Below are 13,616 nucleotides of genomic sequence, written 5' to 3' on the forward strand. Positions count from 1 at the left end.
ATAGATTATATCGTTCTGACATTTATGATCCTTTTAGACTTGATCATTCCATCATAAAGATGATAAACTTACTTATCAAAAAAGGTGCTGATATTCAAGTTACAGATGCAAATGGGAGAAGTCTTTTACACTACGCATCTCTTTGGGGAGAGAAAGAATTAGTGAAGATGTTGCTTGGTAATGATCCAAGTAATATCAATCTACCTGATAAAGTGCAGCTCGGTACTCCGTTGGTTCTTGGAATTATAGGTGCTGGTCATAATGCTACTTTAGACAATAAGAATGATTATATAGAAACAGTAAAATTGCTTATTAATAATGGTGCTGGTGTTAATGTTAAAGATCAATTTTCTCAATCTATCTTGCATCTTGCAGCTAAAGGAACGGACACAGAAATAATAATAAAGTTACTTATTGATAATGGTGCTAATTGTAATGCAATAGATAATGCTGGTAAGAAACCATCATATTACGCTAAGGATGAAGAAATACGTAAAATGATTTCTGAATGCGAAACTAAGGAAGAAACTCTAAAAAATCTAATAAAACAAAAAGAAGCAGAACTACACAAGGTAGAAGAAAATTTTAAGAAAGCTAATGAAGAAAAAACAGATGCATTAAAAAAGCTGATTGATCTTACAAAAGAGATGGATAAGTTAAGTAAGAAAGAACCTGCGTTAGAGAAAGTGCTGTCCGATGTAAAAGATGAATTCACTAAATGTAATTTAGGACAAAAACTTGAAAGCATTACTGGTGAACTACAAAAAATCAGTAATGATTTAATAGGACCTGGTTTGCTGCTTTCTCCAGGAAAGACTAGCTTTAAAGACGTAATTAATAAAATACTCACCGATTCTGAATTACTAAAAGATAAAGATATGAAATCAAGCATAATTCATACAGTAAATGACATGCTAGAAATGCTTAAAAAATGCGGTACAGAAGCAGAAGATAAAATTTATGTTATAGGTGACAAGGTAGGTGAAATAAATGAAGCTTTAAAAAGCGGTACTACTGATATGGTTGATCCATGGAGTTTTTAAAAACCGTTTCAATTTTTATACTATTTTAACAATTAAATTTATTATTTTTCGAGGTAATTAATATGGAAAAAACTGACAATCAAAAAACACTAGCTAAAGATATAGCAGGAGCTAAAAAAATGGATAATCAGCAAAATAAACCAATCTTAGAAGATATTGTTTTAACACGACCTATGAATTATGACACAATAAAAACTCAATATGTTAAAGGTGACTTTTTATATTCAGTCTTAAACAAAGATATAATTCCTTTAATAAATACGAAGTTATTAAAATCTTTAAATATTGAATTAAATTCTGATAGGAGTAATTTTGAGATGTTAAATACTAAAGTAGGTGATAATGATAATGGTTTAGTAAAGGATCTCAACGCTTTAACTTCAACAGTTGGAAGTAACAATTCTACTTTAACAGGACAATTAGAAACTTTAAAGTCAACAGTAGGCGATAAGAATGGTGGCTTAGTAAAAAGTTTAGCAGATTTAAAGTCAGCATTTGACTCCGGTGGCACTCCTGAAACTGATCCATGGGCTTTTCTCTAAGTCAAGAGAGCAATAGACCTTCCGGTCTATTGCTCACCCTTCTTTACAAAAACTTTATATGTTTTTTATAAAGATCATTCTCTCAATTTAAAAGTTCATATTCAGCAAAAAAGAAGGCTATTTCTTTGAGCGCATTTTCTGTACTATCTGAGCCGTGTACTCTGTTTTCGCTGATATTTTCTGCAAAATCCCCTCGGATTGTTCCTTTTTCTGCTTGCTGTGGATCAGTAGCGCCCATGATTTTTCTATATTTACTTACAGCATTTTCACCAATTAAAACTTGAACAATAACTGGACCAGAAGTTAAAAACTCAACTAACTCACTGAAAAAAGGCCTATCTTTATGAACTTCATAAAATAATTCAGCTTGCTTTTTTGTTAGCAGTAAAAGCTTCTGTGCAATGATCTTTAGCCCTGAATTCTCAATATAAGAGTTTATTTTGCCTGTAATGTTAAGTTTCAGTGCATCAGGCTTTAGTATTGATAATGTTCTCTCCATAATAACGTTTATACCTTAGATTTTAATTTAATCATAAATTTTAACTTTGTAAACATTACTTTTTATTAGCAATATATAATTTATTATTATATAATTAATTATATAATATAAGAAAAGATTAAAATGTCGTGTTGTAATAGTAGTAACTCTAGTAAAAATCAGACTAGCTTAACAGGTTATAAAAAAATTATAAATAATCTTAAGTCGTCAATTTTTTGTGGGATAAAAGGGTTTCTGACGTTTAATTTAGCTTTTTTAAGTTATTTGGAATATACTATACATGAACACACATTTCAAAAAAGAAACATTCAACAAGGTGAAAATAGGCCAAAAGTTAAAATAGCTATAGCTCAGCTAAATAGTGGTGGCATCGATGAAGTAGAGGAGATAGAAAAAAAACACAACATATATAAATTCTTAAAGAAAGGTGCTGATTTCACAATAAAAAGGAATACTCTTCCATTTCTAGAAATGATGATTATCATTCCTGCTGTTTGCTGCATGTTACCTTCTAGTGTAGGTCTAGTTGGCAGTGCACTTATTTGCATTGCACTAATGACTACCGCATGTTTTATCATCAGAACTTTTGGTTTACGTGAAAAATTTCTAGAAAAAACAACTAAAGATGCAGAGGAAGAAATAAAAAATACTCTAAAGAAAGATGATATTATTTATCCTATTTTTAGTGAGAAGAATAAATATATTAGATATAACTTTCCAGGTAGGAAAGAAACAAGCAGTACTTCTACTCCTTTGAGAACATTTCTAACCTTTCCTATAAGACTTGTTCAAAGCTCTATATTATTACTACTTGCAGTTGTTGAATTTTTAGAAGCAGCACCGAGTTTTTTTGTTGATTTAATGTTTGATAGAAGCTTTAAATCTACAAAAAGTAACTTTAAAAGATCGGGTCATTTACTATATGCTAGTGCAAGAAACATAGTTCCTCTATCAAGATTTGACGAACCTGTAGCTGAGTTGATAGGTGCTCCTGAAGTGGCCTGCTGCGGTGCTTAAGTGAAAAAAGCAGTTGTATTATTTAATCTTGGTGGACCAGATTCACTTGATTCAGTACAGCCTTTTTTATTTAATCTTTTTTATGATAGAAGAATAATCAACTTACCAAACCCTTTTCGTTTTTTATTAGCGAAGTTTATTGCACATATACGTAAAAAATCTGCACTCAAAATATATGAAAAAATCGGAGGTAGATCACCGATTTTAGAAAATACAAAAGTGCAGGCTGCAATGTTAGAACAAATGTTAAATCAAAAAGAAAATAATAGATATAAAGTATTTGTCTGCATGCGTTATTCACATCCTTTCGCTGATGAAACTATAAAAAATGTGAAACAATTTAATCCAGATAAAATAATTTTACTTCCTTTATATCCACAATATTCCACTACAACTACCTTATCTGCTATTCAAAATTGGAATGAGGTTATAAAAAAACATAATGTAAATTATGATACAAAAATAATCTGTTGCTATTATAAGAATAAAAACTTTATAGAAGCTCATGCAGAACTCATTATTAAGTATTATAAGTTAGCTAGCAGAATCAGCAAACCAAGAGTTTTATTTTCTGCTCATAGTTTACCAATAAGCATAGTACAAAAAGGTGATCCTTATGTCATGCAAGTAGAAGAAACAGTAAAATTGATAGTAAAAGCATTGAATATCGAAAGCCTAGATTTTATTATATGCTATCAAAGTAAAATTGGTCCTATAAAGTGGCTAACACCAAGCACTGAAAGCGAGTTATTACGTGCAAAAATTGATAACGTACCAATAGTTTTATCACCTATTACTTTTGTTTCTGAACATTCTGAAACTTTAGTTGAACTAGACATAGAATACAAACAACTTGTAAATGAAAAACATTACTTCCGTGTACCAACATTGAATACCGACCACTTGTTCATAAAATGTTTGTCTGATTTATGCTTGAATAATTTTCAAAACCAATGCATGCATACACACAAAATGTGCTGGTATATGTGTAAAAATCCTCAAGTGCTGTTAGATAAGTAGGCTATTAACCTCAAGATATTATAGTTGTATTCCTATGCACTTTAACATAGTCTATCAACTTATTAATAGTAGTTAACTTTATGCCATGCTGCTTTGCAAATTCAAGCAAACCAGGAAAACGCATCATGGAACCATCTGAGTTCATTATCTCACAACCTACAGCTGTATGACTAAGCCCAACTAACTTTGCTATTTCAACGCTTGCTTCAGTATGGCCATTACGCACTAATACCCCACCTTCATTTGCAATGATAGGAAAAACATGCCCTGGGGTAATAATGTCACTTTGAGTACTTCTTTTATCAATAGCAGTAATGATTGTATGTGTTCTATCATTGGCAGAAACGCCAGTCGTAATTCCATAACGTGCATCAATTGATGTTGTGAACGCTGTGTGAGGAATATGCTTATCATCTACATTACTTTTTTTCATAAAATCGAGGTTAAGCTTCTCCATATGAAATTTTGTCATAGAAAGAAATATGATACCACTACCGTACCTAATCATAAAAGCGATAGCTGAGGCAGTCACTTTTTCTGCTAAAATTATTAAATCACCTTCATTCTCCCTATTTTCATCATCAACCAGGATAAACAACTTACCTAAGTAAGCATCTTCCAATACATCTTCTATAGAAGACACCATGAATGAATCATTATATAGTATATCAGAAATCCTGGACACGACAATATACCTACATTACTTAAACTCAACATTTATTATTTTATATAATTTTTCTCCACTAGGGACTGTAACTTCCACATACTCCCCAACTTTTTTTCCAATTAAAGCGCTCCCCAATGGTGAACTACTGGATATTAGTTTTTTTGAAACATCTACTTCATACTCACCTACAATTTTATAAATATATTCTACTTCATTATCATCACCTATCATGCTTAATGTAACAGTTGCTCCAAACATCACTGTATCACCTGACAGAGCTTTTACATCAATAGGCTCTGCATTATCTAATCTGAATTTTATTTCTGATATACGACTTTCAATGAAACCTAATCTTTCACGAGCTGCATGGTATTCCGCGTTCTCAGATAAATCACCAAGGCTACGTGCACTTGATATAGCTTGTATAACAGTTGACTTTTCTGTTTCTAATTCAGAAAGCTCTAGCTGAAGCTCTGCTCTCATATGTTCGTAACCCTCTTTTGTCATAGGAGACTTGTTTAATAGAGAACAACCACTCATAATAACACCAAATATTAACTATTAAAACGAGTTATGAAACTGCTCGTAATGTAAGAAATCTTATTATTTATATCAGAAGTAATTCCGTTGTGCAAATCTTTTAAAATTTCAGGGCAAGTTACATGCAGATGAAGAATAAAATCTTTCTCAAATTTACTAATATCATTAATCTTAATATTACTTAATTGATTATAAAAATTAGAAAAAACAAACATTAGTACAGTTTGTTCTTCTATCAGCATTGGTGAATTAGGTTTTTGCTTTAATAGCTCTACAAGCAACTTACCCTTATTTAGAGTTAATTGTACATTAGCATCAAGGTCAGAGCTGAACTTTGTGAAATCTTCTAATTCCCTGTATTGCGCTAAACCCAATTTTATTGAACCAGCAACTTGCTTCACAGATTTTAACTGTGCAGTTGACCCAACCCTAGAAACTGATAAACCTATATTAACTGCTGGACGAAACCCTCTATAAAATAATTCAGATTCAAGAAATATTTGCCCATCAGTAATTGAAATAACATTTGTTGGAATATATGCAGAAACATCACCTGCTTGAGTTTCAATAATTGGCAAAGCAGTTAAGGAACCCTGTCCTTTAGCATTAGACATTTTGGCAGCCCTTTCAAGCAACCTGGAATGCACATAGAATACATCACCAGGATATGCTTCACGACCAGGAGAGCGCCTGAGTAGTAAGGACATTTGTCTATATGCAACAGCATGCTTGGATAAATCATCATATATGATTAAACAATGCATGCCATTGTCTCTGAAAAATTCTCCCATTGTACAACCAGAATAGGGAGCTAAAAACTGCATGGGAGCAGAATCTGATGCACCAGCTACAACTACAGTAGTATATTCTAGAGCTCCACTTTCTCTTAATCTATTAACTATTCTTGCAACAGTCGAAGTCTTTTGTCCAATTGCAACATAAATACAAAACACTTGCTGATTTTTTTCTATGTTATCATTAATTCTTTTCTGATTAATAATGGTATCTAATGCAATTGTAGTTTTACCTGTTTGCCTATCACCAATAATTAATTCGCGTTGCCCTCTGCCTATTGGAATGAGAATATCTATAATTTTTATTCCTGTTTGTAATGGCTCATGAACAGACTTACGGTCAATAACACTTGGTGCCCTTGATTCTATAGGCATTGCTTTATCGGCTTTTATCACTCCAAGACCATCTATAGGTTCACCTAAAGGATTCACCACTCTTCCAAGTAATTTATGACCTACAGGAACTTGTACTATATCACCACTACATTTCACTGTATCGCCTTCCTTTATATTGCGATCATTACCTAATATTACTGCCCCTGCTACATCGCGTTCAAGATTAAAAACTATTCCTGCTGTATTATTAGAAAAAATAACTTTCTCACCGAATTTAGCTTTTTCAAGACCATAAATTAACGCTATTCCATCAGCTACAGAAATTACTTCTCCTATATTTTCATATTCTATAGGAAGATCAAAATTCTCAATCTTTTTTGTTATTATACTAACTATTTCAGAAGTGTTTATACTTTTCATTATGAGTTCCTTATTGATGAATTAATTAAAGAATTGAATATATTCTAGAATCTCTACTTTACTATAATCTACTAGCTTATTTAAATAGTTTTTTAAAGATAAGTCTATTACATTAAACCCATATCTAATACTAAAGCCACCAAGTAAAGATTGGTCCACAACGTTTTCTGCTTTTACTATCTCACCTAAACTGCACATAGATTCAGTGATGATTGAAATATCAGATTCTTGTAAAGATACTGCTGATGTTATAATAACTTCTATTTCATTTTTTTCCTTTTTTACCATAAGAAGGAATCTTTCTATTATCCTTTGTAAAAGATGAGAGCGTTTATTTATTAAAATTGTGACAAAAAAGCTTATTAAATTACTGCTTATATAATCCTTAAAACACAGAATGAGTTCTTTTTTTTGTGGAAGTGAGAGAATGGGATTTGCTAAATATAGTAACAAATTATTTTGATTTTTTAAAATGTTTAATACAAAATCTAACTCTTTAGTTATAACATCCAACTTATGCATTGACACATTAAACAGAGCTTTTGCATAATACAAAGTTATATTATCAGATTGAACCCTTTGCATATTTTATCTAATTTCCACTTTCACACCAAGCATTTTTCATATGAATGAAGCCTTTTTTTATAGAAAGAAAACATAAATCATAACTAACTAAATGGTTTTTAAAAGAGATATACTTACCTAAAAAATATTTAGATACATTAACAATAGACTTACGTTGATAGTAAGATATAGGTATATCTATTCCTAATAAACTAGTCTTTACTTCTATAAAAACTAGTTTATTGCCCCTAGACACAATTAAATCAATTTCTCCAAATTTACAAGCATACCTATGCTTTACTATTTTATAACATTTAGTCTTAAAGTAACATAAAACTAATACCTCGCCAAAGTAGCCAATAAAAAAGCGAAAAACAGGAAACATAACTTTTAGGCAACCTTAACAATACCCTTTGTTGAAATATTCCTATCTACTAATTCTATCACTGCAATAGGAGCACAATCACCTTTTCGAAATCCAGATTTTATTATTCTACAATACCCACCATTACGACTCCTATAGCGATCAGATAATATACTTAGCAATTTATCTACAGCAACCCTATCATTATATAAATACGAATACAAAAGCCTCCTACCATGCAAAGAATTTTTATTCTTAGCAATTGTAATTAATTTTTCTACATAAGGCCTAAGCTCCTTAGCTTTTACTACAGTAGTTATAATCTGCTCATGAATAATTAGAGAAATCGACATATTTTTTAACATTGAAGATCTATGAGCAGTACCACGAGATAGCCTTCTTTTTTTTACAGCATGCTTCATATCTCACCCAAGTCATCAGTATAATTTTTTGCTAATTCTTCAATGTTATTAGGTGGCCAATTAGGTATGTACATACCTAATGATAAACCTAAGTTACTTAAAACCGCCTTTATTTCATTGAGAGATTTTCTTCCAAAATTAGGAGTTTTTAACATCTCAGATTCTGCTTTCTGCACTAAATCACCTATATAAACAATACTTTCACTTTTTAGACAATTATGAGACCTAACAGATAACTCCAAATGATCCACCTTCCGTAATAAAATAGGGTCATATGGTAAATCCTTATGCACTGAAGAAGAAACGGAATGATCCTTACTACTTGCATTAAAACTAATAAATGATTGTAACTGCTCTTGCAATATTTTTGCAGCAAATGCAACTGATTCTCTTACAGACATTGTACCATCTGTCTCTACCGACATAACAAGCTTGTCATAATCAGTAACTTGACCTATACGACTATTTTCCACTTTAAACGATACACTTTCAACAGGACTATAAGTAGCATTCACTGGAATAAACCCCTCTAAACCCCTCTCATCAGAAATTTTTAAATTCTTACCCTTAGGTTGAGAAGCAGGCTCATATCCCTTTCCACTTTTAATATATATTTTCATATTAAAGTCTATATCCCTGTCTATTGTACATATTAAAAGATCCTTGTTAATAATAGAACACTCATCATCAACCTCTATCATGCTAGCTAGAACCTTACATGGACCCTTTGCTTTTATATTCAAAGACTTATTAGATATATCATTTAATTTACATTTAAGCATACTGACATTCAATACGATATCTGTTATATCTTCCCTTACTCCTTGAATAGAAGCAAACTCATGCATCACACCATCAATTCTTATACCATAAACTGCAAAGCCTCTAAGGGAGGAAAGCATAATACGCCTTAATGCACTACCCAATGTTAGGGCAAAACCACTTTCCAGTGGCTCTAATACCACTTGACCTTTGTTTGGAGAAGAATCACTTAATACTAACTCTAGTGTATTAGGTTTAGTTAACTTATCCCAGTTATCATGTACAGAACTAACATTATCATCATTACAAAACATAAATAACCTTCTTGAATAATAAAACTTATTATACTCTTCTTTTTTTCCTTAATCTACACCCATTGTGCGGTATAGGAGTCAAATCCTTCATAGCAGTTACAGCTAAACCATAAGCCTGTATTGCTTTCATAACAGGTTCTAATCCAAAACTTGGACCACGTATTACTATAGAAACAACTTTCATGCCATATTTTTCAACTGCAGCCTTGACAACAGATTCTGCAGTCACACTAGCTGCATAGGGCGTAGATTTTTTAGAACCAATAAAGCCATGAACTCCAGCAGAACTCTTCAACAGAGTATATCCTTGAGTATCTGCTATAGTGATAAAGACATTATTAAAAGTTACACGGATATAAATAACACCAGTAACGACTTTTCTTTTCTTCTTGTTAGATACTCCACAATTTGTCACGTTAACCTACCACTTATTTTTTTCCAGCAATAGGAGCACGAGATTTACCCTTGCGAGTTCTAGCATTGGTGCGAGTTCTCTGACCCCTTACAGGTAACCCTTTTCTATGTCTTACTCCCCTATAGCATCCTATATCTATTAAGTACTTTATACGTACAGCTACTTCCTTCCTCAATTCCCCCTCGATAACATAATTCCACCTAATGAAATTACTAAGTTTTTCAACTTCTTTATCTTCCAGATCAGAAACACGCTGATTTTCAGAAATTCCACATGCTTTACAAATTATAACTGCAGTAGAAATACCTATACCATATATATAAGTTAACGCAAAAGGAACAAATTTATTCATTGGGATGTTAACACCTGCAACACGTGCCACTATTGTACTCCTAAATACATTTAATTATAAAAAACATTTTAGTAATATATCATAAATAAATTTGTGGTCAAAGAAATTTGTAAAAATTTTATAACATGTCTCTTGCATAATTAGAATTATAGGCAAAAAGTAAAAGGTATATGCACTTTGAGATTGGAAGAATAAAATAAATAGAGATATTTTATTTGGTGCAGATAATAAAATACAAGTAAGAAAATAAATAGAATTTAATAAAGTGATGAAAATCTTAAAAAATGTGTAATTAAAAAAAAAGATAAAAATATGTAGTGAAAACAATTTACAGAGCAAGCTGGGAAGAAGTATCTTTCGAAAGAAGAATTGAAGTTTATAGGTTTTTGTTGAAAAATATCAATACAGGAGTATCTAGAGTGATAATGTATCTAAGAGCCTGTATTTATTCTCTTAATAAGTAAATAAGTTGGGAGATGATGTATGAGGAAAAAATAAAACCAAGAAAGCTTTGATTTGTGGATATATTTTGTATAGTAAGTTATACATCCTAAAAAGCGGTATTTAATTAATGCTAAAAGCGCATATACAGCTAGAAAGGGTTACAATATATGTAAATTCTGAATCTTACACATAGGATTTACGTAAGATGATGTGACTGCTTGAGGTAATCAAGCGAAATGAATTGCACACCTTCTGCCAAAAAGATGGATTGTTGATAGGTTTTTTCTTGGTTAGAAAAATGCAGGTGATTGTGGAAAAATTGCAAGTAGAAATTCTAGTTGTAAATTAAACAACAGCCTAACATGAATTTTTGCAAATACTTTATTTGCTCACATTCATTTCTGAAAAATACACATTTTTGAATATTCTAAAAATCATGTTTACTGCCATAAAATACTCTGTACATATTTGTTCTATTTTTCATAATTACCTATGCTTAATCAATGCATTTTATCCATTTTGGTACCTAAGTTAGAATTTCCGAGAAGGTTGTTTATTGAGACTACTTTCTTAAATAGCACTCTGATTGATAAGATTTTAGATTTTAATGATTATTGTTAAGCAGTTGTGATCATTGTGGAAATTAATTCTAGCACTATAATGCTCTAATAATAAGAAAGTTAAATAGAAACCTATATTTTTAGCATCTAAATCATCAATATTCCTTTTCGTTAATTTATCCATAAATGATTTACTAAAAGGAGCAAAGCTCAACACCTCTATTTTTAATATATTCTCATTTAAACACTTGTCCAAAACAATAGACATTGTTTTTATTTTAGATATAGAATTTACTATTGTAAGTGTCAGATTAGAAATTACCTTGTTTATCCTTTCAACTAAATCATTTTTCTTAACGAGAAGATGATTAATGTCCCACTTAATCTGAATTTTTTTTTTAATAAATGACTCTCAATATTTAATTTTGTTTTTTCAAAACTAAGATTACTCTCTGAATAAGCATATGCTTGTCTCATAATCCTATGCTTATTTATTAAGTCATTAAAGATTTCTTCAAGCAAAGAAATCACTTCTTTCTGCGTATTATTCTGATCACTTGCCTTGAGTTCTTCAAAACCAAAAATTAACCCACTGATGGAGTTGGCAAAGTCATGAAGTAAATGTTCTGAGAACAGCTCAGTTATTGTAAGTGTATTTTTTGTATCATCATTCATTTTATAACTACATAATTATAGAAGCTTGAAACTACCGTATATTAGTGATGTAATGTAGTCAACAGTAAGAGAATTTCGTTGTATTTTTTATACTTGCGTGTTAATATTATTTTAACCATTCGAAGATAAAGGTAGTTATTAGTAATACTTACTACTAAAGAAAATATGAACATTTATGTTAAATCTGGGGTTAACCTAAACTTATATAACAAGCTAATGAAAAAGGTTAAGCCCGTTATTGAGTCAACTTCAAATAAAGAAGTTATCAGTAAATTAGGGTCATTTGCTGCGCTGTTTGACTTAAGTAATCTCAATAAAAAATATAAAGATCCTATTTTAGTTTCCTCTACTGACGGTGTTGGTACAAAATTATTAATAGCTCAAGAAATTGGTAAACATGAAACTATAGGGATAGATTTAGTTGCTATGTGTATTAATGATATATTAACACAAGGTGCAACTCCCCTTTTCTTCCTTGATTATTTTGCTGCTGGTACTATTAATGAGGAGATCGTATCATCAGTAATTTCTGGTATTGCAGATGGTTGCAAAAAAGCAGGTGTAGCATTAATTGGAGGAGAAACTGCAGAAATGCCTGGAATGTATAGTAAAAAACATTATGACCTAGCAGGTTTTGTAGTTGGTATTGTTGAGAAAGAAAAAATTCTTCCAAAATATGACTCCATGAAAAAAGATGATTACATCTTAGGACTAGAATCAAGTGGTATTCATTCGAACGGGTTTTCATTGGTACGACACATTATTAAAAACTGTAATATAAATTATAATGACTTATCTCCTTGGAGTAATAGATCTTGGGGGGATGTACTTCTTACACCAACAAAGATATATGTTTCTTCTTTATTGCCTATAATGTCCCAAGTAAAAGGAATCGCACATATTACAGGTGGTGGACTAATTGATAATGTACCACGTGTTCTTCCTGAAAACTTAATTCCAGATATAGATATAAATTCATGGAAATGGCCAGAAATATTTGTATGGTTAAAAGAGCATGGCAATATTAGTGAATCAGAAATGACTAAAGTATTTAATTGCGGCATAGGCATAGTACTAATAGTATCTAATGAAAACCTTCAAGCTATAGAAAGTCACTTTGATGCTCTAGGAGAGAAAATTCACATTATAGGTAGATTAAATAACCGATAGCCTGTAGCTCATGCATTTAATAATAAAATCTCAAATATTGCCAATTATGGTTATTAATTTCTAAGAACCTGTCTTAAAAAGATATGAAGAGAGAGTATGTCGAAGTAAGTATAAATAAAGGTGGAAAATGTATCCAAGCAATATAAGTGATAAAGAGTAGAAATTCTGGAGCTGCATGTTTCACAAGGAACAATAGGACGGCCAAGAAAGCACGATATTAGGTCAATGCTATACGATACATGAAGTAGTTGTAAGTAGGAGAATGCTACAAAGATTTTCCTCCATAGAAGACAGTGTATGATCACTATTTTAGTGGCACAATAATTGCAACAGATACACGATGCTTTAGTTAAACAGGTAAGAAAAGTAGTTAATAAAAACGAATGTCGGAATAATCGATCAGTAAAGACTGCTCAAGGGAGTCGAGAGGTTATGACGCCTACAAAAAGATAAAAGGCAGGAAACACCATGTTATCGTAGATACACTTGGTCTACAGAGATGTTCACAGTAGCAAGTATTCCAGATCATAAGGATATTGCGGTAACCTTAAAAATCAATAGATCTCTAGCATAAATTGTACTAAAAGTTGTAATCTACTAGAAAATAATATGAGATTGGTAATGAGGTTTAAAAAAACCAGTTATGGATTACGTTGTAAAGTAAACCTTGGAAATAGAGGGCTTTTGTGACTGCAT

The 13,616-nt window shown here is 31.3% G+C and carries 16 protein-coding genes; 5 read left to right on the forward strand and 11 right to left on the reverse strand.

Translation table 11 applies throughout. The features are described from left to right. Window positions 1–1,043, forward strand: a 1,043-nt coding sequence (locus V6U76_RS01390; protein ID WP_333023233.1) for an ankyrin repeat domain-containing protein, incomplete at its 5' end; no start/stop codon positions are given. Between the two features lie 62 nt (window positions 1,044–1,105). Beyond that, complete coding sequence (locus tag V6U76_RS01395) at window positions 1,106–1,585, forward strand: hypothetical protein (RefSeq protein ID WP_333023234.1); 480 nt, start codon at window positions 1,106–1,108, stop codon at window positions 1,583–1,585. Between the two features lie 82 nt (window positions 1,586–1,667). Here the strand turns inward: V6U76_RS01395 and ndk are convergent, their stop codons facing one another. Continuing rightward, window positions 1,668–2,087 (reverse strand): nucleoside-diphosphate kinase, encoded by a 420-nt coding sequence (gene ndk, locus V6U76_RS01400; protein ID WP_333023246.1) that lies wholly within the window; start codon window positions 2,085–2,087, stop codon window positions 1,668–1,670. A gap of 120 nt (window positions 2,088–2,207) precedes the next feature. Here ndk and V6U76_RS01405 point away from each other — a divergent pair, with 120 nt between their 5' ends. Together V6U76_RS01405 and hemH are read left to right on the forward strand one after the other, a co-directional pair. Beyond that, the gene (locus tag V6U76_RS01405; protein WP_333023235.1) at window positions 2,208–3,101 is read left to right on the forward strand and encodes a hypothetical protein; all 894 of its coding nucleotides are present in this window, start codon (window positions 2,208–2,210) and stop codon (window positions 3,099–3,101) included. Continuing rightward, window positions 3,102–4,121, forward strand: coding sequence for a ferrochelatase (hemH, locus tag V6U76_RS01410; RefSeq protein WP_333023236.1), 1,020 nt, complete (start codon window positions 3,102–3,104; stop codon window positions 4,119–4,121). 10 nt (window positions 4,122–4,131) lie between these two features. Here hemH and ribB read toward each other — a convergent pair whose 3' ends face one another. The 10 genes from ribB to V6U76_RS01460 all read right to left on the reverse strand — a co-directional run bounded on the left by ribB (window position 4,132) and on the right by V6U76_RS01460 (window position 11,750). Beyond that, window positions 4,132–4,767: a 3,4-dihydroxy-2-butanone-4-phosphate synthase gene (ribB, locus tag V6U76_RS01415; protein WP_333023248.1), complete on the reverse strand. Its 636-nt coding sequence runs from the start codon at window positions 4,765–4,767 to the stop codon at window positions 4,132–4,134. Window positions 4,768–4,821: 54 nt separating this feature from the next. Then, window positions 4,822–5,328, reverse strand: coding sequence for a transcription elongation factor GreA (gene greA / locus V6U76_RS01420; RefSeq protein ID WP_333023237.1), 507 nt, complete (start codon window positions 5,326–5,328; stop codon window positions 4,822–4,824). 14 nt (window positions 5,329–5,342) lie between these two features. Beyond that, window positions 5,343–6,881 carry a F0F1 ATP synthase subunit alpha gene (gene atpA / locus V6U76_RS01425; protein WP_333023249.1) on the reverse strand — a complete coding sequence of 513 codons (1,539 nt, stop codon included), beginning with the start codon at window positions 6,879–6,881 and terminating at the stop codon, window positions 5,343–5,345. 18 nt (window positions 6,882–6,899) lie between these two features. Further along, window positions 6,900–7,463 (reverse strand): ATP synthase F1 subunit delta, encoded by a 564-nt coding sequence (gene atpH, locus V6U76_RS01430; protein WP_333023238.1) that lies wholly within the window; start codon window positions 7,461–7,463, stop codon window positions 6,900–6,902. Window positions 7,464–7,470: 7 nt separating this feature from the next. Continuing rightward, window positions 7,471–7,827: a YraN family protein gene (locus V6U76_RS01435; RefSeq protein ID WP_333023239.1), complete on the reverse strand. Its 357-nt coding sequence runs from the start codon at window positions 7,825–7,827 to the stop codon at window positions 7,471–7,473. 5 nt (window positions 7,828–7,832) lie between these two features. Continuing rightward, window positions 7,833–8,228, reverse strand: a complete 396-nt coding sequence (rplQ, locus tag V6U76_RS01440; RefSeq protein ID WP_333023240.1) for a 50S ribosomal protein L17 — start codon at window positions 8,226–8,228, stop codon at window positions 7,833–7,835. After that, complete coding sequence (locus V6U76_RS01445) at window positions 8,225–9,304, reverse strand: DNA-directed RNA polymerase subunit alpha (RefSeq protein ID WP_333023241.1); 1,080 nt, start codon at window positions 9,302–9,304, stop codon at window positions 8,225–8,227. Before V6U76_RS01445 ends, rplQ begins: the two co-directional genes overlap by 4 nt. 28 nt (window positions 9,305–9,332) lie before the next feature. Beyond that, entirely contained in the window at window positions 9,333–9,719 is a 387-nt protein-coding gene (gene rpsK / locus V6U76_RS01450) for a 30S ribosomal protein S11 (RefSeq protein ID WP_333023242.1), read from the reverse strand. A 13-nt stretch (window positions 9,720–9,732) separates the two neighbouring features. Further along, window positions 9,733–10,101: a 30S ribosomal protein S13 gene (gene rpsM / locus V6U76_RS01455; RefSeq protein WP_333023243.1), complete on the reverse strand. Its 369-nt coding sequence runs from the start codon at window positions 10,099–10,101 to the stop codon at window positions 9,733–9,735. Window positions 10,102–11,414: 1,313 nt separating this feature from the next. Next, window positions 11,415–11,750 carry a hypothetical protein gene (locus V6U76_RS01460; RefSeq protein ID WP_333023244.1) on the reverse strand — a complete coding sequence of 112 codons (336 nt, stop codon included), beginning with the start codon at window positions 11,748–11,750 and terminating at the stop codon, window positions 11,415–11,417. A 165-nt stretch (window positions 11,751–11,915) separates the two neighbouring features. On the opposite strand from V6U76_RS01460, the gene purM reads away from it, so the two are divergent. Then, window positions 11,916–12,920, forward strand: coding sequence for a phosphoribosylformylglycinamidine cyclo-ligase (gene purM, locus V6U76_RS01465; protein ID WP_333023245.1), 1,005 nt, complete (start codon window positions 11,916–11,918; stop codon window positions 12,918–12,920). The last annotated feature ends 696 nt before the right edge of the window (window positions 12,921–13,616 follow it).

The organism is Wolbachia endosymbiont of Pentidionis agamae (assembly GCF_036711655.1).
Lineage (GTDB): Bacteria > Pseudomonadota > Alphaproteobacteria > Rickettsiales > Anaplasmataceae > JAZHPY01.